A 25,131-nucleotide genomic window follows, 5' to 3' on the forward strand; every position below is an offset into this window, starting at 1 on the left:
CTCGGCAGAGGCCGGCCCGTCACAGGACTCAGATGATCGTCCGGATGATCCCGATGCCGAGGAACAGGACGATGAACGCCAGGTCGATCGCGAAGCCGCCGACCCGCAGCGGCGGCAGCACCTTACGGATCGGTGCCAGCATCGGCTCGGTGACCGAGTAGACACCGCTCAGCGCCCGGGAGCGGAACGAACCCGGCATGGCCGGCCCGGCCAGGGTCACGCTCCAGTCCAGCACCATGCGGGCGACCAGCAGCAACTGGACGAGCAGCAAAGCCAGATCTATGAGGTAGAACATCGGATCCTCCTGGAGCGGTGACGTGTCTCAACTATGGGGCCGCATCCTGTGCGGTTGCTGTAGCCCTGCTGAGACGATCACTACTAATTGAAGTGGTCCGGATGCGGACCGGTACGCCCATCGCGCTCCAGCGCGTCGATCGCTGCCAGTTCGTCCCCGGACAGCTCGAAGTCGAAGATCCTCAGGTTCTCCCGGATCCGGTCCGGTGTGACCGATTTCGGAATCACCACCCGCCCCTGCTGCACATGCCAGCGCAGCACCACCTGTGCCGGCGACCGGCCGTGCTGCCCGGCGATCGACGACACCACGTCCTCGTTCAGCACCGCCGCCTGCGCCAACGGGCTCCACGCCTCGGTGACCACGCCCAACTCGGCGTTGGCCTCCTGGGCGGCCCGCTGCTGCAGGTGCGGGTGCAGCTCGATCTGGTTCACCGCCGGGATCACGCCACCCCGGTCGGCGATCGCCCGCAGGTGCTCGGGCAGGAAGTTCGAGACGCCGATCGCCCGGGTCCGCCCGGTGTTCTGCAACTCCTCCAGGGCCCGCCAGGTGTCCAGGTACCTGCCGTGCTTCGGGGTCGGCCAGTGGATCAGGTACAGGTCGAGGGTGTCCACCCCGAGCCGGGCCACGCTGGCGTCGAAGGCGCGCAGGGTCTCGTCGTACCCCTGATCGGCGTTCCAGACCTTGGTGGTGAGGAAGAGCTCGTCGCGGGGGATGCCGGCCGCCTTCAGGGCGGCACCCACCCCCGCCTCGTTGTGGTAGATCGCTGCCGTGTCGATGCTGCGGTACCCGGCTTCGAGTGCGGCGGTCACCGCCTCAGCGGTCTCCGCCTCGGGGATCTGGTAGACGCCGAAGCCGATCTGCGGGATGGTGACGCCGTTGTTGAGAGTGATACGTGGCGTTTCGGCCATGGCGTGTCGGTCTCCTCGGAGCGATGCGGGCACACCGGGCCACCCGGCCGGGCGTCGGTGTGCGGACGTATCTACATCTACCCCGAGAGATGGGGGATCAGCACCGAACGTGATGAATCCAGCCCGCACAGCGAACTCCGACCCCTTCCGGGGTGGGCGGGTCGGAACTGTCCGTCATTCTTCCGTCGTGTGGCGCCCGGCCGGGGCCGGGCGCCAGGTGGTGGGCGGGCCGGGTGTCCCGGGGACATCAGGGGGTTGCGGTCCGCGGTTCGCCGCCGGCTCTCTTCTCTGGTACGGGGCTGAGCCTGCCCGTGGTGACACCGGCTCTCCGCGTTCCGCTCCGCCACTGTGTCCCGAAGTGGCGGGGTGTCCCGGTGTGCCGGGGTATCTCGGTGTGACGAGGTGTCCCGGCGTGACGAGGTGTCCCGGTGCGGCCGGGTGTCCCGGTGTTGCGAGGTTGTTTCCGTCCGGCGAACCGTCCCGCGCCCGGCGGCCTTCTCGTGCACGATGGCGAGGGCGGCCGGGCCGAGGGCCGCGAACCGGGGGCGGGCCCTGCGCCGCGTGTGTCCCACGGTTCTCCCGGGGTGCGGGCTGTCGCATGTGGTCCGCGCCGGCGTGCGGAGGGCCGTCGCGGTCGGCCGCTCGCTCACAGCCCCACCAGCCTGCGTGTGGTGGCGGCTCCGCGCCGTAGCGGTGGTGTGCGCACCACAGCGGTGGACGGTTCCCCGTCGTTGTTGCCGTCGTTGTTGCCGTTGCCGTCGCTGCTGCCGCCGTTGCCGTCGCTGCGGCCGGTGCCGGTCGCCGTCTCCGGCCGGTGCTCCGGGTCGGTGAACGGGTCCGGCGTTTGTCCGGCGTTCGCTCCCGGAATGCGTGATGCGGTGTGACTGTGCCTATTCGGGGCCGGTGGCCGGATTCTCAGCATCTGGTCGCCCGGCTCGGCTCCGGAACCACCCGGTGCCGGCGCCCGCAGCCGGAGCGCGTGCCCGCCCGGTCCGGGCGATCCGCCCGCCCGGCCGGCTCCGGAGTGTGGCGGGCCGGCCGGCGGGACGGGTCTGTGCTGGCCAAGGGGTGGATCAGGGGATGGTGGGGGTGGCGCCGGTGGCGAGTCGGCGGGGGGCTCGGTCGTGCTCCGGGATCCGTCGACCGGTATCGCCTCGGCTCGATTCATGGCGCTCATTATTGATGAGCGTGCATTTAACGCAAGCCTCTCGGACGGGCGTTTACCGCACGGAAACAACTTTTCCCTAGAAGGGGTACCCCGGCAGTCGGTCGCGGACGGTGACCCAGCGCGTCTCGGTGAACGCCGCGACGTTGGCCGCCGCACCACCGAACCGGGAACCCGTTCCGGACGCCGCGACCCCGCCGAACGGGCTGTTCGCCTCGTCGCTGACGGTCTGGTCGTTGATGTGCACGATCCCGGTCGGGATCCGGTCGGCCAGGGCGAGACCGTGCATCACGTCGCGGGTGACGATGCCGAGCGACAGGCCGTACTCGCCGGCCCCGGCGAGCCGCACGGCCTCCTCGGCGTCGGCGAACCGCACCACCGGCGCGACCGGCCCGAAGATCTCCTCGGCGAACGCCGGAGTGTCGCCCCGGACGTCGGCGAGCACCGTCGGCGCGTAGAACAGGTCCCGGTACGTGCCGCCGGCCGCCACCCGTGCCCCCGCGCCGGACGAGCGGGTCACCACGTCGTGGATCCGGTCCCGTTGTGTGGCGTCGATGACCGGGCCGAGGGCCACCTGCTCGCGGGCCGGGTCGCCGACCGCCAGTGCCGCGGCCTTGGCGGCCAGCCGGTCCACGAACTCGTCGTACCGGGAGGTGTGCACCAGGTGCCGTCCGGTGGTCATGCAGATCTGCCCCTGGTGGAACCAGGAACCGAAGGAGGCGGCGTCGACCGCCGCGGCCACGTCGGCGTCGTCCAGCACGATCATCGCGGAGTTGCCGCCCAGTTCCAGGTGGGCCCGTTTGAGGTGTTCCCCGGCGAGCGCGCCGACCCGGCGCCCGGCCCGGGTCGAACCGGTGAACGAGACCACCCGCACGTGCGGATCGGTGATCATCGCCTCGCCGACGTCCACGCCGCCGGGCAGTACCTGCAGCACCCCGGGCGGCAGTCCGGCCTCCTCGAAGATCCGGGCGAGCGTCACCCCGCCGGTCACGGCGGTCCGCGGATCCGGCTTCAGCAGGACGGCGTTGCCCAGGGCGAGTGCCGGGGCGACCGACCGGATGGCCAGGATGATCGGCACGTTGAACGGGGCGATCACGGTGACCACGCCCGCCGGGACCCGCCGGGCCATCGAGAGGCGCGGTTCCTCGCTGGCGAGCAGTTCGCCGTAGGGCCGGCTGGGCAGCGCGGCGGCCTCCCAGCACTCCTGTTCCGCGACGTGCAGTGCGAACCCGGCCATCGGCGGGATCGCGCCGACCTCCCGGACGTTCCATCCGGAGATCTCCTCGGCGTGCTCCGCCCAGAGTTGCGCCGCCCGCCGCAGCACCGCGGACCGTCGCGGGTGTGGGGTGGCGGCCCACTCCCGCCCGGCCTCGGCCGCGATCCGCCCGGCCTCGGCCACGTCCTCCGGTGCGGCCAGGCCGGCGCGGCCGAGCACCGCCCCGGTGGCCGGTTCGACGACGTCACGGGTGCCGCCCCGGCCGGGACGCCACTCTCCGCCGATGAAGACGGCGCCGGTCCAGGACTTCTCGTCGAGCAGCATGGTGCCTCCCGTAGGGGCGGGCCGGCCCGCTCCGGGGGCCGACGGCGGCCAGGTGAGGCTGACCGTAGACCGGTGTTACCGGCAGATCAACGGGATGTTCCGGAAAGGGCGTGCGGGCGACGGGGGATCGCACCGCGCGCCTACACAATATGTCCTGTTTGTAGGGTTAAGCTGACTTCGCGCCGAGCCCCACCATCGGGCTGCCGTCCACCTGACACAGTGGGCGGCAGCCCGAGACTCGGGCCCGCGGGTCAGGCGGCCGCCGCGGAGTCCTGGGCCCGCCACATCGTGAGGATCACGGTCATCACGAAGACCTGCAGCGGCAGCGGCAGACCGGGCAGCTCGGCGGAGGCCTCGTTGCGCCACGCGCTGGTGCGCCTGATCAGGCCCACCGGGGTGTCACCGTCCATCAGCTCCTGGTCGTGGCGCCAGAACGACGGGCGGCGGAACGCATAGGTGCGGCCGTCGGCGAGCACGGTCCAGGTCTTGCGGCCGACCCGTTCGGCCTCGGCGACCCGGATGTCGAGCTCGTCGGTCATGGTGAACCTGGTGCCCCAGGCGTTGCTCCGGACCTGGTAGGCGCGTCCTGCCAGCTCGAACCGGCCGCCGGACTTCCAGACGGACGGATCCCAGACCGCGATCGGTGTCCCGTCCTGGGACAGGTCGTACCGTCCTCGCCAGACACTGGTCTGCTTCGCTGTCAGCATGCCCCCAGCCTAGGTAACCCGGGCGACCGCCGCTCAGCGGAGCAGGGGGACGTCGAGCCCCTCCGGGCCGGGACCGGCGGGCGGCATGGCAGGTTGGTGTCATGGACTACCGCCGTACCTACCGCTCCGCCGCCATCGCCTTCGCCGACCTGGTGTCACGGATCCCGCCCGACCGGCTCGACGGTCCCGGCCTCGGCGACTGGACGCTGCGGGACCTGCTCGGGCACACGGTCGGTTCCGGGCTGCGCCAGGTGCCCGCGGCCCTCGGGGCACCGCGGGCACCGGCACTGGTGGTGCCGGCCCCGGAGGCGTACTTCGGAATGGCCCGGACCGCCCCGCCGGCGCTGGTCGCGGCGCATCAGGCGGGGGCGGCCGAGGACGCGCGGGCCACCGGCGTGGAACTGGGCGACGACCCCGCGGACGCGGTCAGCGGGCACATCGGGCGGGCCACCGCGGCGCTGGCCGGCGTCGGCGACGACGAGCTGGTGGTCACCCCGGCCGGTGGCATGCGACTGGCGGACTGGCTGCCGACCCGGACGTTCGAGCTCGTCGTGCACGGTTCCGACGCGGCCGCGGCGACCGGTCTGCCGATCATGCTGGACCCGGAGACGATCGCCGAGTCGCTGGCGATCGCCGCCCGGGTGGCCGCCGCGATCGGCCACGGCCTGCCCACGCTGCGCGCGCTGACAGGCCGCGGCACACTTCCCGACGGCTTCTCGGTGGTCTGACGTACCCCTAAAGCACTTCCCGGACCAGCGGCAGAGGGTTCCCGAACCGGTGGGCGGTGATGCTGATCGCCTGCTCGCGCAGGAACGGCAGCATCTCCACGCGCCCGGCCTCGGTCACCGGACCGGCCCAGACGGCCAGGTCGGGACGCCCGCCGGTGGCCTGCGCCACCGCCTGCGCCGCGGCCCTGGTCGCGAGCCCCGCCGGGGAGACGACCGCGGTCGCGCCCGTCGCCCCGATCGTGACCTGGTCCGATGCGGACCGGCCGGCGATCAGGCGGACCCGGCCCGCGGTCAGCCCGGCGGCGAACGCCGCGTCGTCCTCGACCACCAGGCCGGGGCAGCGGGCGGCGAGTTCCTCCGGCAGCGGCTCCGCGCTGGACACCGTGACCGGCGCACCGGCCAGCATGCCCGCGGCCAGCACCCGTACCAGGTCGGCGACGGTGCCGTCCGCGGTCAGGCGCACGGTCACCGGGCACGGCAGGTACCGCAGCACGTTGCGTTCCGCCGCCAGCGCGGACACGTCCGACGCTCCGATGTCGAACGCCGCGTCGCTGCGGGCCGCGCGCTGCACCGACGCGTATTCCTCGTCGGTCAGCACCGGACGGGCCGCGTTCAGCAGCACCCGCACACCGGGGTGGCTGATCTCCGCGCCGGATTCGGCCGGGCGGGGCGCCCAGTCGCTCAGGCCGATCAGGTAGTTCGGTCCGCCGGCCTTGGTGCCCGGTCCGACCGCTGACCGCTTCCAGCCACCGAACGGCTGCCGCCGCACGATCGCCCCGGTGATGCCGCGGTTGACGTAGAGGTTGCCGGCCCGGACCCGGTCCAGCCAGGTGCGGATCTCGTCGGCGTCGAGCGAGTGCAGACCCGACGTCAGGCCGTAGTCCACCTCATCGACCAGGTCGATCGCCTCGTCCAGGGTGTCCGCGGTCATGATGCCGAGGATCGGTCCGAAGTACTCGGTGAGGTGGTACGCCGACCCGCGCCGCACTCCGTCCCGGATGCCCGGCGTCCACGATCTGCCGGACTCGTCACGCTGCGAGGGTTCCAGCAGCCAGCGCTCGCCGGGGCCGAGAGTGGTCAGGCCGTCGAGCAGCTTGCCGGACGCCGGCTCGACCAGCGGGCCCACCTGGGTACGCGGATCCGACGGGTAACCGACCTCGAGCGACGACACCGCGTCCAGCAGCTGGGTACGGAACCGCTGCGACCGGGCGACGCTGCCGACCAGTACCACCAGCGACGCCGCCGAGCACTTCTGGCCGGCGTGCCCGAACGCCGAGGACACCACGTCCTTGACGGCCAGGTCCAGGTCCGCGCTCGGGGTCACGATGATCGCGTTCTTGCCGCTGGTCTCGGCGAGCAGCGGCAGGTCGGCGCGGAACGACCGGAACAGCTCGGCCGTCTCGTAGGCGCCGGTCAGGATCACCCGGTCCACCGACCGGTGCGCGATCAGTTCCCGGCCCAGGCCGGCCTCGTCCACCTGCACCAGCGTGACCAGGTCCGGGTCCACGTCCTCGGCCGCCAGCGCGTCCCGGACGACACCGGCGAGCACCGCACCGCAGCGCTCCGCGGGACCGGCCGGCTTGATCGCGACGGCGGAACCGGCGGCCAGGGCGGCCAGCATCGAACCGGCCGGGATCGCCACCGGGAAGTTCCACGGCGGCGTGACCAGGGTCAGCGTGGCCGGCACCCGGATGGCGCCGTCCACCTCCTCGGTGGCCAGCTCGCCGTAGTAGTGGGCGAAGTCGATCGCCTCGGAGACCTCCGGGTCGGCCTGGTCCAGCGTCTTGCCGGCCTCCGCCGCCATCACCTCGAGCAGGGTGGTCCGGTGCGACTCCAGCCTCTCGCCGACCCGGTGCAGCACCCGGCCCCGCTCGGTGGCCGGCAGCGCCTGCCAGGCGGCGGCGGCCGCGGCGGCCCGGGACAGGGTCGCGTCGAGCACGGACTGCTCGGTGATCCGGGCCGCGTCGATCGCGGCGACGCCGAGCTCGCTCCCCTCGGCGATCACGGCGCGCAGGGCGGCCCGGTTGACGGCCACGGCCGGATCGGTGTCCGGGGTGTTGACGAACCGGCCGGGCTCGGGACGCTCCACGGCGGCGAACCGGTCGGCCACCCGGTGCGTGCCCGGGACGGTGTCGTCCAGGTCGGCCAGCGATGCCAGGAAACGCGCCTTCTCCCGCTCGAACAGCGCCTCGCTCGTGTGCAGCTCGAAGACGGCGGACATGAAGTTGTCCGAGCTGGCACCCTCCTCGAGGCGGCGGATCAGGTACGCGATCGCCACGTCGAACTGCTCGGGGCGTACCACCGGGGTGTAGAGCAACAGGCCGCCGACCTCGCGCCGGACCGCCTCCGCCTGGCCCTCGGCCATGCCCAGCAGCATCTCGAACTCGACACCCGCACGCACGCCGCGCCGGCCGGCCAGCAGCCAGGCGTACGCGACGTCGAACAGGTTGTGCCCGGCGACGCCCAGCCGTACGTTGCCGATCCGGTCCGGGTGCAGCGCGTAGTCCAGCACCCGCTTGTAGTTGGTGTCGGTCGCCTGCTTGCTGTCGCAGGTGGCCACCGGCCAGCCGTGCAGCTCCGCCTCGACCTGCTCCATCGGCAGGTTCGCGCCCTTGACCAGGCGCACCTTGATGCCCGCGCCGCCGCGTTCGCGCCGCGACGCCGACCAGATCTGCAGCCGCATCATGGCGCTCAGCGCGTCCGGGAGGTACGCCTGCAGCACGATGCCGGCCTCGAGCTTGAGCATCTCCGGCCGGTCCAGCAGCCGGGTGAAGACCGCGATCGTCAGGTCGAGGTCCTTGTACTCCTCCATGTCCAGGTTCACGAACTTGCCGGTGTCGGCGGCCAGCGTGAACAGGGGAGTGAGCTCGGCGACGATGTCGTCGACGGCCTCGTCGAACGCCCACGGGTTGTGCGGGGCGACCGTCGACGACACCTTGATCGACACGTAGTCGACGTCCGGCCGGGCCAGCAGCTTCTCGGTGCTGGTCAGGCGCTTGGTGGCCTCGCCGCGGCCCAGGACGGCCTCGCCGAGCAGGTTGACGTTCAGGCGGACGCCGCGCTGCCGGATCCGGGTGATCGCCCGGCCCAGGCGGGCGTCGGAGGCGTCCACGATCAGGTGGCCGACCATCTGGCGCAGGGCGCGGCGGGCGATCGGGACGACCACACCGGGCATCATCGGCGCGAGCGTGCCACCGAGCTTGACAGCCGCGCGCAGGTGCACGGGCAGGAAGCCGGGCACGTCGGCGGAGAGGTCCTTCAGGGCGCGGGCGCTGACCCGCGGGTCCTCGGGACGGACCACGCCGTCCACGAAGCCGACGGCGAAGGCGAGCCCCTTCGGGTCGCGCAGCACACCGGCGAGCTGCGCGGCGGAACCGCCGACCTTGACGGTCGACGCCTCGTGCAGCCACCTCCGGACGAGGGCGATCGTCTCGTCAGCGATCTCGGACATCAGGGGTACTCCTTCCGTATACGGCCACAGTCTGTGGTCCCGAATCCGGTTAGGAAAAGCAATGCTTTGTGACCGGTAATCTTCAGTTCAGCTAACGTGTGCGCGTGCTGGAGATCCGCCGTCTGATCCTGCTCCGCGAACTCGCCGTCCGGGGCACACTCGCCGCCGTCGCCGAGGCCCTCAACTTCACCCCGTCCGCGGTCAGCCAGCAGCTCAGCCTGCTGGAGAAGGAGACCGGCACGCAGCTGCTGCGCAAGTCCGGCCGCCGCGTCCAGCTCACCCCGCAGGCTCTGGTCCTGGTCGACTCCGTCGGCGAAGTCCTCGACACCCTCGAACGCGCCGAAGCCCGGCTGCAGGCGGCCGCCACCCGCGTCACCGGCCGGGTCCGGGTGGCCGTGTTCCAGTCGGCGGCGCTCGCCTTCATGCCGGCCACCCTGCGATCCATGGCCTCGGCCCACCCCGACGTACGCGTCGAGATGGTGCAGCGCGAGCCCGAGGAAGCGCTCCGCGAGACCTGGGCGCGCGACTTCGACATGGTCATCGCCGAGCAGTACCCGGCACACGCCGCACCACACCATCCCGGACTCGACCGCCGCGACCTGACCACCGACGCGATCCGGCTCGCCCTGCCCCCGACGTCGCTGTCCCTGCACCCCGTCGACTCCCTCGACACGGCCCGGCACATGCCGTGGGTGATGGAGCCGCGCGGCGCCGCCTCCCGCCACTTCGCCGAACAGGCGTGCCGCCGGGCCGGTTTCGAACCGGACGTCCGCTACGAGACGGCCGACCTGCAGGCCCACATGCGCCTGGTCGAGTCCGGCAACGCGGTCGCCCTGATCCCGGACCTGGTGTGGGCGGGCCGCCCGACCTCCTGCCGCCTCCTGGACCTGGACGAACTGCCCCGCCGCACGATCTTCACGGCGCAGCGGACGGCGGGGGCGGCGTCACCGGCCGCCCGGGCGTTCCGCGAGATCCTGTCCCGGGCGGCCGCCTCATAGCCGCCCGCTCGGAGGGTGCGCTGACCACGGGAGCGGCTCATCCCGCCGGGCGACCACGATCAAGCGGGGCAGGCGGGGAATTCCGATCGGGCGCCGACGGTGAAGCGGCAACCGAAACCGGGGGCGGCCACGGCCCGGCGGTCCAGGATCGCGTCGCCGGCCGGGCGCCTGCCCGTCTGCGTCCAGCGGACCAGGTCGTCGAAGCCGCGCTGCAGTTCGGCCTGCGTGAAACCGCAGTGGGTCACGTCCCGGACGGCCCGGGAGACGAACAGGTGGGAGCGGCCGTTGTGCTGGGCCTCGCGGGCGTACTGCTGTTCCATCGAGAACGGGACGAACAGGTCGCCGATGCCGTGCAGGGACAGGACCGGGATCGACGGCCGGCCGTCGACGCGCGGAACGCCGCCGAGGCCCGGGTCGGCCGTCGCGGTGCGGGCCACGCGCAGGACGTCCGTGTTGAGCCGCTTCTCGGCGGCGGTGAGGCGGCGCGAGTCGCCGATCCGGTAGACGGTGTGCCGGTTGTCGGTCAGGTTGCCGGGGGCGATCCCGGCGGTGCCGCCGCTCAGCCCCGGCCAGAGGCTCTGCAGGAACGGCAGCCCGTCGGAGGTCACCGCGCTCCAGAAGGCGAACGCGGCGTCGAAGCCGGGACGCTCACCACCGGTGCGGCGTTCCAGCACGTCCGACCAGGTGCCCTCGTCGAGACCGGTCATGATCTGCTGGACCTGGGCCGCCCACCGGTCCGGATAGTCCGCATCGGGCCGCAGCGGGAACGCGATGTCCACATCGGCCAGTGCGGCGGCGCTCACGTTCGCGTCCAGAAAGTAGTCGAACAGCTCGACGTCGCCGAGCACCCCGCAGGTCGGCATCGCCCCGGCGAACGAGCGGGGGAACTCCTCGATCGCCACCGCGGTGATGTGCCCGCCCATCGACTCGCCGGTCATGAACACCTGGCGTGCCGCCCGCCCGGTCAGGTCGCGGAACAGGCCGATCAGCGCGTGCGAGTCCCGGACGCCCTGCCCGACGTCGTAGCCGTTCGTCGCATAGCTGGAGGCGGCCCACGCGAAGCCGTTGCGGACGTAGTGTTCGCGCAGGTCAGGGGAGTCGACCAGCACCGTCGTGCCGCTGCCGCGGTAGCCGTGCGCCCACAGCACGAGCTTGCCGTTCCATTGGCGAGGGATCTCGACCCGGTAGGCGGCGTCGCGCAGGATGCCGGTCCGGACCGTCGCGCCGGGCAGGGCGGTGAAGTCCGAGCCGTCCGCCTCGCAGTCCGGGTCGCCGATCAGGTAACCGGGCTGGGACACGCTCGGCGTCGGCGCGCCGCAGGTGGGCGCGGCCTGCGCGGCACCCACCGGGCTCAGCGAGCCGAGGACCATCAGCGCCACCACTGCGGCACGACGAACGATCATGGCGTTACCTCCCGGTAACATCCAATGATTTACCCACGTCCATGTCAAGGCGGGCGGCGGGTCGCTCTTCCTCATCGGGTACGAGCAAGCCGGGAGCCCCCGGACCCGCGGCGGACGGCCCGGCTGCCACACCGGGCCGTCGCCGGGCGCACGCTCATGTGCGCCCCGGAACGGGACTCAGCGACTGGTGTAGATGAAGCCGACCTTGTCCACCTCGTCACCCGCGCGGCCGTGGAAGCCGGCGATCTGCCAGCCGCTGGGTGCCGTCCGCGTGACACAGTCCGATGTGGTGGTGCCGCCGGCGATGCTGCGTCCCAGGTTGGTGGTGAACTTCGTGTAGAAGATCCGGGTGTGCGAGTCGTACTGTCCGCGGCACAGGGTGCCCGCGGTCACGTACTCCGACGAGGAGAGCGTGAGCGACTGGGCCGTGCCGCCGGTGCCGCCGTGGGTGAGGGTGCCGGTGGCCGACGTCGCCGAGATCTGGTCGACCCGGGAGCCCGCGCGCAGGCCGATCGAGGTCAGCCGACCGGCGGCCGGGACCGCGTCGATGTCGGTGAAGTAGTCGCCGTGCGGGCCGCCGAACTGTTCGCTGAGCTGGTACGACGAGTTGGCCGTCCAGCTCATCGCGGTGCTGATCGGGAAGTGGTCGGAGAGCATCAGGCCGTCGCTGGTGATGAACCCGGCGTGTTCGTTGTGGTAGTCGGTGGCGGTCAGGGTGACGAACCGGCTGCTCCGGTACAGGATCTTGTCGACCACCTCGCAGGTGTCGGTGATCGCCGCCGCGTCGCAGAGCAGCGCGTCCGAGCCGGCCGCCGGGGCGCTGCCGCCGCGTTCCAGCTCGACCCAGGCGTCGGTGAGGCCGTTGGCGCTGACGAAGGTGCGGATCGTGTCGGCCGCCCGGGTGTAGCGGGTGTTGGTGTCACCCATCACGATCACCGCGTTGCCCCGCGAGTGGGACGCGATGAAGGTGGTCAGCTGGGCGAGGTTGTCGGCGCGGGAGGTCTGGTCGCCGTCGCTGGTGCCCGCGTTGGTGTGCAGGTTGTAGAAGTCGACGTAGACACCGTCGGCCAGCCGGTGCCGGGCGAACGTGAAGCCTTTCGGGGTGAGACAGTCGCCGGAGTCCCACTGGCAGGAGTTCCAGCGGACCCGTTCGAAGTCGTCGGTGTCGTACGCCGGTTTGGACAGCGTGTTGAGCCCGTCGCCGATGCCCGCGCCACCGCTGGTCGGGGTGCGGTACGCATGACTCGTGTCGGACGCGTACAGATAGGCGTGGTAGTTGAAGTCCTCCTGCACCTGGACCACGTCGTAGGACGAGATCCGCTGGCCGATCGCGGTGTGCGCGCTCTGCCGGTCGGTCTCGGCGCTGGAGATGATGTCCGGCAGCCCGGCGACGTTGTAGGTGAGCAGGCGGAAGGTGCCGCTGGGGGCGGCCGAGGCGGGAGTGGGGACGGCCAGGACGGCCACCGCGGCGACCGAGGCCGCGACAAGAGATCGAAGCATGGGGGTGCTCCTCCATCGGGGGTTACTGGACAGTAGGACTCGGCCGGTCCGAAGAGAAGGCCCGTTCGAGGAGTGTTCACGTGCACAGCACGGTCAGTTGGCCGGGTTGTCGCAGGCCGCACCGAAGCTGGGCCGCGATCTCACCCCCCTGAAAAGAGTTCTCACGATGGCATTGAGCCGCCGGTCCCTCCTGAAAGTCTCCGCCGGATCCGCCGGCCTGATCGCCATCGGTGGCGCCCCGGCCGCCGCGTCCGCTGCGACGACGTCGACGACGGCAACGGCCTTCGTCGATGCCTATCGGACGAACACCACGGCCAACCTGACCGTGGACACCAACGCCGCGGTCCGGATCCTCTCCGGCATGCAGCAGTTGTGGACCACCGGCACGGCCTGGAACACCGGCACCGCCCTGGACCGCGCCTTCCTGCGCGCCAACGTCCGCTACTGCGTGCAGACCACCACGCACCGGACCGCCGCGCAGGCCGACCGCGCGTTCGTCGTGGACCGCCAGCACCAGAGCTACTCGGTGATCGCCGGCCTGGGCCCGCTCGCCGACGTCTACAAGGCCGGCGCGCTCGCCGTCACCGGCATCACCTCGGCGCCGTCCACCACCCCGGCGACCACGGTCAGCGACGCGGTGCCCGCCGACGCCCCGGCCGGTTCCGCGCTCGGCGCCGGCTCCGCCACGTCCGAGCTGGGCAAGGTAGTCACCCTGGTGAACACGCTGCGCGGCAACTGGTCGTCCGGCAACCCGAGCAAGTTCTCCTTCCAGTACCCGCGCCCGTGGCGGATGACCGCGGACAGCCGGGTCGTGGACACCGGCACGGTGGACGCGTTCGGCTACCCGGTCTACGACGCTGACACCGTGGTCGTACCCACCCTGCTGCGTCAGCGCAGCAACACCCCGGCCGAGGACGGCGGCTACGTCAGCGGCCACACCAACGCGCTGTTCCTGGCGTCGCTGGCATTCGCGTACGCGGTGCCGGAACGTTTCCAGGAGATGGTCGCCGCCGCCTACGACCTGGCCGAGACCCGGATCATCGCGGGCATGCACTCACCGGCCGACGTGATCGGCGGGCGGATCCTGGGCACCGCACTGGCCGCCGCCATCCTGGGCGACGCGGACAACGCGACCCTCAAGGCCGAGGCGCGCGCCCAGGCCGCCGCATACTTCCAGGCCAAGGTGGGTGGCGACGTCTTCGTCTTCGCGCACTCCCAGAGCAAGGCCCTCGACGGGTACGCGGACCGCACCGTCAACGCCGCGAGCGTCCGGGCGAAGCAGACGTACGGCCTGCCCGGTCGCCGGTCGACGGCGAAGGTGAGCGTGCCGAAGGGTGCCGAGGTGCTGCTCGAGACCCGTCTGCCCTATCTGGACGCCGCCCAGCGCCGTGAGGTGCTCCGGACCACCGGCCTGGCCGCCGGCAACCCGCTCCTGGACGGCCCCGAGCAGTGGGGCCGGCTCGACCTGTTCACCGCGGCGGACGGCTACGGCACGTTCGACGCGACCGTGGCGGTGACGATGGACGGCGCCGCCGGCGGTTTCCACGCCGCGGACAACTGGCGCAACGACATCGACGGCCGGGGCGGGCTGGTCAAGCTGGGCACCGGCACGCTGACCCTGAGCGGCGACAACACGTACCGCGGCGGCACCACCGTCGCGGCCGGCACCCTGGTCGCGGACGGCCGGCACGCGCTCGGCGACGGCGACGTCACGGTCACCGGCGGCACGCTGCGCCTGGCGTCCGCGGCGGTCCGGGTCGGCGGCCGGTTCCGCCAGACGTCGGGCAGGCTCTCTCTGGGGGTACGCGCGGAGTCCGCCGCCGCCCTCACGGTGGACGAGGAGGCGACGCTGGGTGCGGGCGCGACCGTGGAGCTCACGGTGGAGCCGTCGAAGCGGGGCTACCGCGCGGCCGTCCCGCTGCTCAAGGCCCGCCGGATCAAGGGCGGCCTGCCCCGGGTGGCCGTGACGACGCCGGGCTACCGCGCGTCCCTGTTCCTGTCCGGCGGCACCCTGTACGCCCGCATCGCCGGTTGACCCTTTCCGGGCCGGGCCGGCCGGCGTTCAGCGGTTGATGACGGAGCCCTTCTGCACACCCTGTGCGATCGCGTTTGTCCCGACCGCGTCGATCTCGGCCGCGAGGCTGTCGCGCCGGGCGGTGACGCGAGTGGTCCGATTCGCGTCACCGCCCGGCCGCCATCGGCCGAGGCTCTCGCGTGTTGCTGTACCTACGCCGAGAACTGGAACGCCGCCTGCGGCGCCAGAGCCATGGTGATCTCCCGGCGCGAGGACGGCGCCGGAAGCTGCGGAAGTGTTACCGAAGCCCCATGCGACAGTGCGGCATCTGCGGCCGCACCCGCAAGGCCGCGGTCCGCGCCACCGCGACCAGCCCGGACCTATGCCCTACGTGCTCCCAGGCCTCAGCCCATGCACGGCGGTCTGCGCCTCTGGAGATTCGCTAGACACCTTCGCAGTCAGGGTCTGCCTCTGTGGTGATTTCGGGCGCTCAGCACGCCCGTATTCACCACACCCACAACAGCGTGGTGATTTCGGGCGTCCAGCGCGCCCGTATTCACCACACCACCAGGGGTGTGGTGAATTGGGGCGTCCAGCGCGCCCGAAATCACCACGCGGATGGGCTTCGCACCCTGACCACGAAACGTGTCTCTAGAGGCCGAGTCGGACCGGCCGATCCGGAATTCCTGCAGTGAGCAGCGCTGTCAAGGGTGTAGTGAGGTCGCGGGGCGAGAACAGCTCAGGTCCCGTATGGCCGGCGATCTCCGAGAGCTGCCACCAGCGGAACCCGCCCAGATTCTCCTCGGCAGCGAGTCGGTCGTCCGTCAGGTCGCCGCGTGGCTGGAAGTTGTCTGCGCGGATGAGGAAGTAGTCGTTGACGATGCCGCCGGAGGCCCGCGGATGGTCGACGGCCGAGATTTCCTGGTGCCAGATGTGCGGTGGATCGGCGGTGATCGCCAGACCGGTTTCCTCACGCAGTTCACGGCGCAGAGCCGTCAGCGAGTCCTCGCCGGGCTCGATGCCGCCGCCTGGCGCCGCCCAGACCGCCTTCGCTTGCTCGGGTACCGCTGGGTGAGGAAAGTCGAACCGGCAGAGCAGGATGCGGTCGTCCTCATCAAGGATGACCGCGCGGACAGCGCGGCGCAGGTTGGGCGTCATGGCACATCGGACGCGGTAGCGAGGCGGATGATCGGCACCGCCGGAGACTATCAACCGAGAGATCGAGCGATGACTCTGAAAGAAGATCTCGGCTGAGGAAGATCGACGGGAATACGGTGGCGTCTGGATTCGTCGTGAGGCGGCGCGTTGACGGTCAAACGCGAGCGCTCCACATGGCTTCCATCAGCGCCGTGCGTACGGGTCCTGCTGCTACCTGCACGCCGAGTTCCTCGTGCACCTTCCTGGGCGAGCGCAGCCAGCTCCGTCTCGCCGCGATCCGCATCGGCGACCCCTTCGCCCGGCGATGAACCTCCCCTACGCGGCGCACATGAGCGTGCGCCCAGCGACGGCCCGGTGTGGCAGCCGGGCCGTCCGCCGCGGGTTCGGGGACTCCCGGCTTGCTCGTACCCGATGAGGAGAGTGACGGCGGACGCAGAACGGTGTCTCACTCATCGGCCTCGGCTGGCTGCTGCGGGTGTGCCACCGCGCCGGCCGGGAGGCGACGGTGGTCCTCTGGCGGATCCCGAACGTCGGCTGAGCCAGGTGCCCGGAACTGGACCGCGACATGGCGGTCCGGTCCGGCCCACAATCTGATCATGGACCGTTTCCTGGCCGACGACCTGGCCGACCTGCCCGGCCTGCTGCAGGCCACCCGTGACGAAGCCGTGCGGGTGCTCGCCGGCCTGGCCGACCGGCCGGTCGCGGCAGCCCCGGCCGTCCCCGCCCCGGCGCCGCTTCCGGAACGGGGTGTGGGGACGGCCGGGGCACTGGAGATCTTCAGCGAGCGGTGGGCGCCCGGCTTCTCCGGCAGCGCGGGACCCCGGTACCTCGGGTTCGTCACCGGCGGCGCCACCCCGGCGGCCCTCGCCGGGGACTGGCTGACCGGCACCTTCGACCAGAACGGCTCGAACCGGACCGGGTCGTCGGCCGGCGCCCTCGAGGACGAGACGGTCGGCTGGCTGCGGGAGATGTTCGGGCTGACGCCCGCGTTCGGTGGGGCGTTCGTCAGCGGCGCCACCCAGTCCAACCTGGTCGGACTGGCGATCGCCCGGCAGTGGCTCGGCGAGCAGCGCGGCGTCGACGTGGCGGAGCAGGGCGCGGCGGCGCTCGGACCGGTCACGGTACTGTCCGGTTCGGCCCACTCCAGCGTGGTCAAGGCGCTGGCCGTGCTCGGGCTGGGCCGGGGTTCGCTGCAGCCGGTGCCCACGCTGCCCGGCCGGGAAGCCGTCGACGTGCGCGCCCTCGAGGAGGCGCTCGCCGCGCAGGACGGCCGGCCGGTGATCGTGGTGGCCAACGCCGGAACGGTCAACACCGTCGACTTCGACGACCTGCGGGCCGTCGCGGCACTGCGCGAGCGCTACCGGTTCTGGCTGCACGTGGATGCGGCGTTCGGCGGCTTCGCGGCCCTGTCCCCGGCGCACGCCCACCTCGTCGACGGACTGTCCGACGCCGACTCGGTCTGCGTCGACCTGCACAAATGGCTCAACGTGCCGTACGACGCGGCAGTCCAGTTCACCCGGCGGCGGGACCTGCAGATCGCGGTCTTCCGCAACACCGCGCCCTACCTGGGTGTGCCCGAGGACAACCCGGACTTCGTGCACCTCACCCCGGAGAACTCGCGCCGCCTCCGTGCTCTGGCCAGCTGGTTCACGCTCACCGCGTACGGCAGAGAGGGCCATGCCGAGATCGTCACCCGGACCACCGCCGCGGCGCACCGGCTGGGCGATCTCCTCGCCACGCTGCCCGGCGTCCGGCTGCTCGCCCCGGTGCGCCTGAACGTCGTCTGCTTCAGCGTTCCCGACGTGCCGGCGACCGTCCAGGCCGTCGCCGACTCCGGCGAGACGTTCCTGACCCCGACGGTCTACCAGGGGGCGCCCGCGTTGCGTGCCGCTTTCAGCAACTGGCGTACCGCCGACACCGACGTCGACCGGATCTTCGAGGCTCTGCGCCGGGTCGTCTGAATTCACCTGCCGGGGTACGCCGAAAGCCGCAACCGTGGACATCATGGATGCCGACGGCTTCGTCCGGCTTCGGGGCACGGTCCCGGCCGCCGCGGATGTCGACGGCTTCGTCCGGACGGCGGACCAGGTGCTTGCTCTGTGTCGGCTGCCATCGCGTCTGCCGAGAGTCACGTCCGGTCGCTTCATCCGTCGGCGCCGGTCAGTCGCGCGCTGCCTCCTGGACCGTCGCCAAGATCAAAATATGACGGGCGGCATTCTCGGGGCAGCTCGGCCGTCGGTCATGGTTGGTCTGTGGGTCGAGGGTGGCCTTGTTCGACGGCTGGTGGTCGTGAGCCGTCGCTGGTGGCTGGTTTCGTCTTCCTGGCCAGCCGTGGTCGACGGCTTGACTGGCTCGGCCGTCGGTCATGGTTCGTCCGTGAGCCGAGAACGGCCGTGGGCGACGGCTGGGCGCTCTCGAGCCGTTGTTGAGGGCTGGTTTCGTCCTTCCGGGTGGCCGTGGTCGACGGCTTGACTGGCTCGGCCGTCGGTCATGGTTCGTCCGTGAGCCGAAAACGGCCGCGGGCGACGGCTGGCGGTTGCGGGCCGTCATCGGTGGCTGACCGGCGTCACGGGCAGAGCCGCGGGCGACGGCCGGCTGTGGTCTGGCTTCCGTGTGGCAGCCGCGGGCGACGGCGGGCCGGCTTGTGGGGTGGCTCCCGAGCCGCGCGTCGCCCGCGGCGCAGTGTTGATCGATCGCCCGCCGTGTCGGCTGGGGCGACGCTGTGGGACTGCGGGTCCGGGGTGCGGATATCGCCGTCGAGCACGTTCCGCTGGACGTGGAGGCCACGGAACGCCTGATCGGTCTGCGGGACGATCCGATGGAGAGTGGCGAGGTCGGGGCGGCTGCTTTTGCGCGTACGAGAAAAGGAGAAGGCGCCGACGGGGAGTCGGCGCCTTCAGGCGGGGTTGTCAGGCGGTGATGTTCCACTGCTGGCAGGTGTTGCCGAGGGAGGACCATTGGCGGACCGCGGTGCCGTCGGTGGTGGCGCAGTTCGTCACGTCGAGGACCAGGCCGTTGCCGCGGTTGGCGATCAGGTAGCCGCCGTTGATCGGGGTGAGGCTCCACTCCTGGCAGGCGTTGCCGAGGCTGGCCCACAGGTTGAGGGCGGTGCCGCTGGCGGTGCCGCAGTTCACCGAGTCGAGGACGGTGCCGCTGTTGGCGTTGGTGATGCGGTAGTAGTTCGCGGTCGTCTTCGTGAAGGTCCACTGCTGGCAGGCGTTGCCCAGGGACGTCCACTGCTGGATGGCGGTGCCGTTGGCGGTGCCGCAGTTCTGGGCGTCGAGGACCTTGCCGCTGTTCTGGTTGACGATGCGATAGCGGGTGCCGGCGACCGGGAAGGACACCGTGCCGCCGGGGTCGCCGGCGGGGGCGGTCAATGACGCTGTCAGGGCGTCGGGGGTGCCCAGGTTGGGGGTGCCGTCGGAGTTCCAGGTGACCTTCTTCAGCCGGGTGGTGCGGGTGGCGCCGCAGCCCTGCGCGGTGGTCTCGTTGGCGTGGTAGGCCATCCACGTCTCGGTGCCGTCCGGAGACGTGAAGAACGAGTGGTGGCCGGGGCCGAAGACGCTGTTGGCGTCGCTGCGCTGGAAGAGCGGGGTGGACTTCTTGGTCCAGCTGGACGCGGACAGCGGGTTGGTGCCGGTCAGGGTCAGCATGCCGATCTTGTAGTCGGGGGTGTTGCAGGAGCTGGCGGAGAAGGTCAGGAAGGTCTGCCCGTTGCGTTGCAGGATGTACGGGCCCTCCTCGGTGTTCCCGCCGACCTTCTCCCAGTCGTAGGTGGGGTACGAGATCCGCGTGCCGTACGCCGACACCGTCCACGGGTTGGTCATCGGCGCGATGAACAGGCTCTGCAGGTCACCGACCCACGACGAGTAGAGGAAGTAGTTCGCCCCGTTGATGGTGGCGACACTGCCGTCGATGGCCCAGCCGTTGCCGGCCTGCACGTTCAGCTGGCCCTTGAAGGTGTACGGCCCGAGCGGGTTGTCGCCGGAGCTCTCCAGCACGAACGAGCGTTGCCCGTCGCAGCAGGCGGCGGTGCCGGCGCTGTAGTACAGGTACCACCGGGTGCCGTTCGGGCCGGTCAGCCGGTGCATCGACGGCGCCCACACGTTGCAGCAGCTGGCGGTGGCGGTGCCGGTGTAGACGACGTTCTCGCCTGCGCCGGGTAGGGCGGCGACCGAGGTGGCCCGCTTGATCACGACCTGCGAGTTCCAGGTGGTGGCGGCCAGGTAGTAGTAGCCGTTGTAGTAGCCGACCCACGGGTCGGCGCCGTAGGGGGCGGCGGCAACCGGGTTGGTGAACGTGGTGGCCGCCTGGGCGGGTGCGCTGCGGGGGAGGACGACCGCGAGGACGGATGCGGTGGCGAGCAGGACGAGAGCGGCGGCCACGTGCGCGAGGCGCAGGGCCGTCGGCCGGTTCCTGGACATGACGCTCCTTAACGGGGATGGGGGCACCGCGGGGACGGTGGAGGTAAGCATCGTGTTACGTCTATGTTAACGCTCACATAAGGGGTGTCAAGGTTGTCGATTCCCCAGTGGGCTCAGCGGGGGCTCACGCGGTGCCGATGAGAACGGTGTGGCCGCATCCGAGTCCCGCTGGAGGCGCATGCCGCGCTGGCGGCGCCGTCTGATCGTCGCCTTCGCGCTGATCGCGCTGGCCCTCGGTCCGTTCGTGGTCACCAGCGGGGTCCTGGCGTACCGGTTCAACCGGGCGGTGGAACGCGACGACGTGCTCGCCGAGGCGTCCGCGCTGCCCCGGATCACGGTCCGGCCGGAGTACACCGCGTCGCCGTGGAGCCTGGTCGCACCCGGGGCGGGCAGCGCGCAGAACCTGCTCATCCTGGGCGTGGACACCCGCAAGGGCTGGACCGCGGCGGAGTCCCGGTCCGACACGATCATGCTGGTGCACCTGGACGCCGACCGCACCGCGGCGACCGTGGTCTCCTTCCCCCGGGACTCCTACGTCTACGTCCCGCCGGTCCCCGGCAAGTGGTCCGGCGGCAAGACGAAGATCAATGCCGCGTACGCGTGGGGCGGCGCGCCCCTGGTCGTCCAGGTGGTCAGCCACCTCACCGGGCTGAGCGTCGACCACGTGATCCGGGCCGACTTCGCGGCGATCCGGGCCGTCACCGACGCGGTCGGGGGCGTCGAGGTGCGGATCGACCGGACCGTCCGGGACGGGCGTACCGGCTTCGTCTTCCGGGCCGGGCGGCAGGTGCTCGACGGCAGACGGGCCGAGATCTACGTGCGCCAGCGGTACGGGCTCCCGGACGGCGACTTCGACCGGGTCCGGCGCCAGCAGCAGTACCTGCGGGCGCTGGCGGCCAAGGTCACGTCCCCGGCGGTGCTGGCGAACCCGCTCAAACTGAACAGCCTGATCATGACGGCCGGCGGTGCTCTCGTGATCGACCAGGGGCTCGACCTGGCGACCATGGCGGGGGAGCTGTCCGGGCTGCGGGCCGACGACCTGTACTTCACGACCATCCCGTCGGACGGGTTCGTGTCGTCGGCGTCGGGGACCGCCAACCGGCTCTCCGAGAGCGGCTGCGCGGAGCTGTTCACCGCGTTGCAGACCGACGAGATGGCGGAGTACTTCACCCGGCACGAGTCGTTCAGCGGGCTGACCGGGCGCTGAACGCGGCGCGTACCCCGGACGGGGTGGTCAGTCGTTGCCCATCCGGGCCAGGTGGTTTTCGATGTTCTGGCGGACCTGCTCCGGCATGTCGTGGAAGTGCAGGCCGATCTCGGCGTGGTCGTCGCGCAGCCGGCGGCGCATCACGCGGGCCTCGGACGAGCCGGTGAGACCGTTCACCGAGAACTCGGCCCGCACCGCGTCGCCGACCGCGAGCGGTGTGTCGGCCGGCACCGCGCAGCCCAGGCCCTCGGCGCTGAGGTCGAGCATCCGCGCGGTGATCGGCTGGGAACGCCCCACCGCGCGCAGCGTCGCCGTGCCCTCCACGTCGAGCCGGTCGTGCCGGCGGCGTTCCAGGCGTTCGGCGACGTCGGAGAGGTCGCCGATCTGTTCCATCGTCGCGTCCACGCTGTGGTGCAGCTGCAGGACGATGCTCTGCTGCCGGTCGGCGATCTGGTCGAGCTGGCGCATCGCGTCCTCGATGTCGCCGACGTCCGTGATGATCGCGGTGAGCGTGGCGCTCATCTGGGCGACGTCCGCCTCGAGGGTGGCGATCGTGCTGGTGATCTGCTCGGTCGAGTCGGCGGTGGTGTCGGCCAGGCCCTTCACCTCGTCGGCGACCACCGCGAAACCGCTGCCCGCGGCGCCGGCCCGGACCGCCTCGATGGTGGCGTTCAGCGCGAGCAGCCGGGTCTGCGAGGCGATCCCGGAGATCACCCCGGCGATCCCGGCGACCTGCCGCAGGCTGGCGTTCAGCGCGGTGGCCGCCTCCTCGGCGCTGTGTGCGCGCCGGACCAGGGCGGCGGCGGCCTCGTTGGTGGCGCTGACCCGTTCGTGGGTGGCGGTGGCCGACTCGCGGGCCTCGCCGACCTGCACCACCACGTCCTCGAGCTTGCCGCCGATCACCGCGGCGGTGCCGTCGATCGCCTCCTTGGCACGGCGGCGCAGACGGTGGTTGAGCTGGCGCTGCTCGGCCTGGGCGTCCTGGACGCCGGCCTCGACGTCGTCACGGAGCTGGGCGAGCTCGTCGTCGCGTTGCCGGACGGTCTCGGTGAGGGTGGCGATGATCTGGCGGGCGTCCGCCGCGGCGCCGGGGCCGGTTCGGCCGTTCCTGCGGTGCCAGAGGAGGAGGGCGACGGCTGCTGTGGCGACGAGCACAGCGCTGGCCAGTAGGAATATCACGCCAGGACCGCATCCGGGAGCGCCACAATCCCTCCCCGAATCGGGCACGTGGTGGTGTCTCTGACGCTACCGCGCCGGGCGGCCCCACGAAGGCGGTTCGCCCGGCGCTCGGCGTCACTTCAGAAGCTCGTCGATCTGGCCCATGGCCTGGCTCATGCCCTCCAGCATGCCCATCGCGACCATCCGCTCCAGCTGCTCGGCGCTGGTGAACGTGGACACCGTGGTCATCCGGGTCCCGGCGCCGGCCGCCTCCAGGGTCACCACGCCGCGGGTGATGTCGGTGAGGTCGACCGGGTCGCCGTTGTCGTCGGCGAACCCGTCGTCGAACTCCAGCCGGTGCGGCGCATCGATCGCGGTGATCGTCCACCAGCCGCGGGCCTTCTCGCCATCCGGGCCGGTCATGTGGTACCTGACCTGGCCGCCGGGGGTGAAGTCGTAGCTGTCGAAGGTGGCCGGCCAGGTCGGCGGGCCCCACCAGCGCTCCAGCTTGCGGGGGTCGGCCCAGACCTGCCAGACCCGGTCCACCGGGGCGGTGAACTCGGCGACGAACGTGAGGGTCAAGGCCTCGACGTCCTTGGTCGTGCTGATCACGGTCATTTTTCTACCCTTTCGTCGTCTTCTTCGAGTATTGCGGTGATCTGGTCGGTTCGTTGGCGCCAGAGGTCCTCGTAGGCGTCCAGTAGGCGCGCGATCCGTCGCAGGGTCTCGTGCTCGGCGTGGACCATCTGCTCACGTCCGCGGCGTTCCTTGCCGACCAGGGCGGCCTTCTCCAGGACGGCCACGTGTTTCTGCACCGCGGCGAAGCTCATCGGGTAGTGCCGGGCCAGGGCGGAGACGGACTGCTCGGAACGGATCACCCGGATCAGGATGTCGCGCCGGGTGGCGTCGGCCAGCGCGTGGAAGACCCGGTCGGCGTCCGCGGCGGTCAGATGACCTACAACCATGTTGTTGTACGTTAGCCGCCGCCCCGACAATGTGCAACCGTTTGGTTGTAGGTTGCTTCCGGGTTGCTGATCTTGGATTTCCTGACGGGACGGGTGGGACGGCCGATAGGGCGAGTCCCCGAAACGCCACGGTCCCCAGGGAGCAGCCATGATCAGCATCGGCACGTCGACGCCGGCCACCACCCGCAACACCCACGCTGCCTGGCTGCGCCGCCGCGAGGACGCCGCTCTGCGCTTCACCGCCGCCGTCACCGCACACCGGGAGGCCGCCGCGCGGGAGAGCCGGCCGGTGGCCGTCGCCCTGCCGGCGTGAACCCCGCCGTCAGCCGGCCGGCAGGATCGCGGCCGTCACCGGGCCCAGCCGCAGAACACCGTCGTCCAGGGGGACGCAGCGGATCCCCCCGTGCCCGCGCAGGGCCCGCATCGCCCCTGGACCGACCGTCACGTCCATCCACCCGCACGGGTTGGCCGGTCGCCGCGCGTGCAGCCGCACCGGCCCGTCGCCCGAGTCCAGCACCAGGATCCGGCCCACCAGGTCGTCCACCGCGATGCCACTGACCAGCACGTTGCGACGTACCTGGGCGAGGCCGGTCCCCGGCGGCAGCGACTCGGCCGCGATCACCGTGATGCTCGCGTCCTTGTGGGCCGGATGACCGAAGTACCGGTCGCCGGTGATGCCCAGGCCGGCCCGGATGTGGATCGCCGGCACCAGTTCGCCCTCGGGCGCCGGAGCGGGACCGTCCGACGGCCGCCCCTCGAACCGGTGGATCGGTGACGCCAGCATTTCCAGAATCTCCGGCATGACCGGAGTCTAGGGGCTCAGTGGAGTGTGGCGAGTGCCTCGGCGAGCACGTCGGTCGCGTCCGCGACGTCCACCTCGATCTTCTGCAGAGGGCCGCCGGGTTCGGTGAGCCAGGCGGCGTGTGCGCCGCCCGCGTAGAACGGGGCGAACCCCAGGTCCCGGATGATCTGCGAGGCGAGGGTCCGGGCGTCGGTCTCGTCCGTGCAGACGAACTCGGCGAGCAGCGGGTCGTGCCCGCGCCGCCGGGACAGCACGTCGGCCGGGATGGTGTTGAACGCCTTCACCCAGTGCGCCTCGGGTGCCCACTCGATCAGGGTCTCGAGCCCGCTCTTGCCACCACTGTCGTGTCCGGCGCCGCCGGAGAACGCGCCGGTCCCGTGGTACGCGTCGCCGTCGCCGGACCGGTCGTCCGGGTTGGTGGTGTCGATGACCACCTTGCCGGCGAGCTCCGCCCGGGTCACCTCGACCGCCTCCCGCGCCGAGCACCAGTTCGGCGCGAACACCAACAGGTCGCCGAAGGCCGCGGCCTGCGGCACCGACATGACGCGCAGCTGCGCGCCGGACCGGTCGGCCAGGTCCTGCAACCGGTCCGGGTGGCGCGACGTCACCGCCACCTCGTGTCCACTCTCGGCGCACCACGTCGCCAGCGTGCCGCCGAGCCGGCCTGCCCCAATGACACCGATCCGCATGCCACCAGGGTGCAAGAAG

Annotated in this window: 21 protein-coding genes; 6 read left to right on the forward strand and 15 right to left on the reverse strand. The window is 71.5% G+C overall.

The window, feature by feature from the left end; genetic code table 11:
* Positions 1-28: 28 nt before the first annotated feature.
* The 5 genes from QSK32_RS01375 to QSK32_RS01395 all read right to left on the reverse strand — a co-directional run bounded on the left by QSK32_RS01375 (position 29) and on the right by QSK32_RS01395 (position 4,615).
* Complete coding sequence (locus QSK32_RS01375; RefSeq protein WP_045744151.1) at positions 29-295, reverse strand: YggT family protein; 267 nt, start codon at positions 293-295, stop codon at positions 29-31.
* Positions 296-378: 83 nt separating this feature from the next.
* The gene (locus tag QSK32_RS01380; protein ID WP_045744150.1) at positions 379-1,203 is read right to left on the reverse strand and encodes an aldo/keto reductase; all 825 of its coding nucleotides are present in this window, start codon (positions 1,201-1,203) and stop codon (positions 379-381) included.
* 646 nt (positions 1,204-1,849) lie between these two features.
* On the reverse strand, positions 1,850-2,125 hold the full coding sequence (locus tag QSK32_RS01385; RefSeq protein ID WP_045744149.1) for a hypothetical protein: 276 nt from the start codon (positions 2,123-2,125) through the stop codon (positions 1,850-1,852).
* A 322-nt stretch (positions 2,126-2,447) separates the two neighbouring features.
* On the reverse strand, positions 2,448-3,908 hold the full coding sequence (locus QSK32_RS01390; RefSeq protein ID WP_045744148.1) for an aldehyde dehydrogenase family protein: 1,461 nt from the start codon (positions 3,906-3,908) through the stop codon (positions 2,448-2,450).
* A 251-nt stretch (positions 3,909-4,159) separates the two neighbouring features.
* Positions 4,160-4,615: a hypothetical protein gene (locus tag QSK32_RS01395; RefSeq protein WP_045744147.1), complete on the reverse strand. Its 456-nt coding sequence runs from the start codon at positions 4,613-4,615 to the stop codon at positions 4,160-4,162.
* Between the two features lie 101 nt (positions 4,616-4,716).
* On the opposite strand from QSK32_RS01395, the gene QSK32_RS01400 reads away from it, so the two are divergent.
* Positions 4,717-5,343 carry a maleylpyruvate isomerase N-terminal domain-containing protein gene (locus tag QSK32_RS01400; protein ID WP_045744146.1) on the forward strand — a complete coding sequence of 209 codons (627 nt, stop codon included), beginning with the start codon at positions 4,717-4,719 and terminating at the stop codon, positions 5,341-5,343.
* Positions 5,344-5,350: 7 nt separating this feature from the next.
* Here the strand turns inward: QSK32_RS01400 and QSK32_RS01405 are convergent, their stop codons facing one another.
* On the reverse strand, positions 5,351-8,794 hold the full coding sequence (locus tag QSK32_RS01405; RefSeq protein ID WP_285470998.1) for a bifunctional proline dehydrogenase/L-glutamate gamma-semialdehyde dehydrogenase: 3,444 nt from the start codon (positions 8,792-8,794) through the stop codon (positions 5,351-5,353).
* Positions 8,795-8,898: 104 nt separating this feature from the next.
* On the opposite strand from QSK32_RS01405, the gene QSK32_RS01410 reads away from it, so the two are divergent.
* The gene (locus tag QSK32_RS01410; protein WP_045744204.1) at positions 8,899-9,792 is read left to right on the forward strand and encodes a LysR family transcriptional regulator; all 894 of its coding nucleotides are present in this window, start codon (positions 8,899-8,901) and stop codon (positions 9,790-9,792) included.
* A gap of 59 nt (positions 9,793-9,851) precedes the next feature.
* Here QSK32_RS01410 and QSK32_RS01415 read toward each other — a convergent pair whose 3' ends face one another.
* Positions 9,852-11,195: a phthalyl amidase gene (locus QSK32_RS01415; RefSeq protein WP_285470999.1), complete on the reverse strand. Its 1,344-nt coding sequence runs from the start codon at positions 11,193-11,195 to the stop codon at positions 9,852-9,854.
* Positions 11,196-11,372: 177 nt separating this feature from the next.
* On the reverse strand, positions 11,373-12,695 hold the full coding sequence (locus tag QSK32_RS01420) for a jacalin-like lectin (RefSeq protein ID WP_285471000.1): 1,323 nt from the start codon (positions 12,693-12,695) through the stop codon (positions 11,373-11,375).
* A 166-nt stretch (positions 12,696-12,861) separates the two neighbouring features.
* Between QSK32_RS01420 and QSK32_RS01425 the strand changes: the two genes are divergently transcribed.
* Positions 12,862-14,730, forward strand: coding sequence for a phosphatase PAP2 family protein (locus tag QSK32_RS01425; protein WP_285471001.1), 1,869 nt, complete (start codon positions 12,862-12,864; stop codon positions 14,728-14,730).
* A 630-nt stretch (positions 14,731-15,360) separates the two neighbouring features.
* Here QSK32_RS01425 and QSK32_RS01430 read toward each other — a convergent pair.
* Complete coding sequence (locus tag QSK32_RS01430) at positions 15,361-15,867, reverse strand: NUDIX domain-containing protein (protein WP_285471002.1); 507 nt, start codon at positions 15,865-15,867, stop codon at positions 15,361-15,363.
* A gap of 596 nt (positions 15,868-16,463) precedes the next feature.
* On the opposite strand from QSK32_RS01430, the gene QSK32_RS01435 reads away from it, so the two are divergent.
* Positions 16,464-17,828: a pyridoxal phosphate-dependent decarboxylase family protein gene (locus QSK32_RS01435; RefSeq protein ID WP_285471003.1), complete on the forward strand. Its 1,365-nt coding sequence runs from the start codon at positions 16,464-16,466 to the stop codon at positions 17,826-17,828.
* Positions 17,829-18,776: 948 nt separating this feature from the next.
* Here the strand turns inward: QSK32_RS01435 and QSK32_RS01440 are convergent.
* The gene (locus tag QSK32_RS01440) at positions 18,777-20,291 is read right to left on the reverse strand and encodes a family 43 glycosylhydrolase (RefSeq protein WP_285471004.1); all 1,515 of its coding nucleotides are present in this window, start codon (positions 20,289-20,291) and stop codon (positions 18,777-18,779) included.
* A gap of 178 nt (positions 20,292-20,469) precedes the next feature.
* On the opposite strand from QSK32_RS01440, the gene QSK32_RS01445 reads away from it, so the two are divergent.
* The gene (locus QSK32_RS01445; RefSeq protein ID WP_045747984.1) at positions 20,470-21,498 is read left to right on the forward strand and encodes an LCP family protein; all 1,029 of its coding nucleotides are present in this window, start codon (positions 20,470-20,472) and stop codon (positions 21,496-21,498) included.
* A gap of 27 nt (positions 21,499-21,525) precedes the next feature.
* On the opposite strand, the gene QSK32_RS01450 is transcribed toward QSK32_RS01445, so the two are convergent.
* From QSK32_RS01450 to QSK32_RS01460, 3 genes are all read right to left on the reverse strand, one after another.
* A complete protein-coding gene (locus QSK32_RS01450; RefSeq protein WP_285471005.1) occupies positions 21,526-22,677 on the reverse strand; it encodes a methyl-accepting chemotaxis protein in 1,152 nt (383 codons plus the stop codon).
* Positions 22,678-22,791: 114 nt separating this feature from the next.
* The gene (locus QSK32_RS01455) at positions 22,792-23,274 is read right to left on the reverse strand and encodes an SRPBCC family protein (protein WP_045747986.1); all 483 of its coding nucleotides are present in this window, start codon (positions 23,272-23,274) and stop codon (positions 22,792-22,794) included.
* Complete coding sequence (locus tag QSK32_RS01460) at positions 23,271-23,621, reverse strand: ArsR/SmtB family transcription factor (protein WP_285471006.1); 351 nt, start codon at positions 23,619-23,621, stop codon at positions 23,271-23,273. Before QSK32_RS01460 ends, QSK32_RS01455 begins: the two co-directional genes overlap by 4 nt.
* Positions 23,622-23,769: 148 nt before the next feature.
* Here QSK32_RS01460 and QSK32_RS01465 point away from each other — a divergent pair, with 148 nt between their 5' ends.
* A complete protein-coding gene (locus tag QSK32_RS01465; RefSeq protein WP_157411585.1) occupies positions 23,770-23,934 on the forward strand; it encodes a hypothetical protein in 165 nt (54 codons plus the stop codon).
* A 9-nt stretch (positions 23,935-23,943) separates the two neighbouring features.
* Here QSK32_RS01465 and QSK32_RS01470 read toward each other — a convergent pair whose 3' ends face one another.
* On the reverse strand, positions 23,944-24,423 hold the full coding sequence (locus QSK32_RS01470; RefSeq protein WP_285471007.1) for a molybdenum cofactor biosysynthesis protein: 480 nt from the start codon (positions 24,421-24,423) through the stop codon (positions 23,944-23,946).
* Positions 24,424-24,440: 17 nt separating this feature from the next.
* Entirely contained in the window at positions 24,441-25,112 is a 672-nt protein-coding gene (locus tag QSK32_RS01475; protein ID WP_045747989.1) for an NADPH-dependent F420 reductase, read from the reverse strand.
* Positions 25,113-25,131: the final 19 nt, after the last annotated feature.

Origin of the sequence: Actinoplanes sp. NBRC 101535, from assembly GCF_030269225.1 — a bacterium.
GTDB lineage: Bacteria > Actinomycetota > Actinomycetes > Mycobacteriales > Micromonosporaceae > Actinoplanes > Actinoplanes rectilineatus.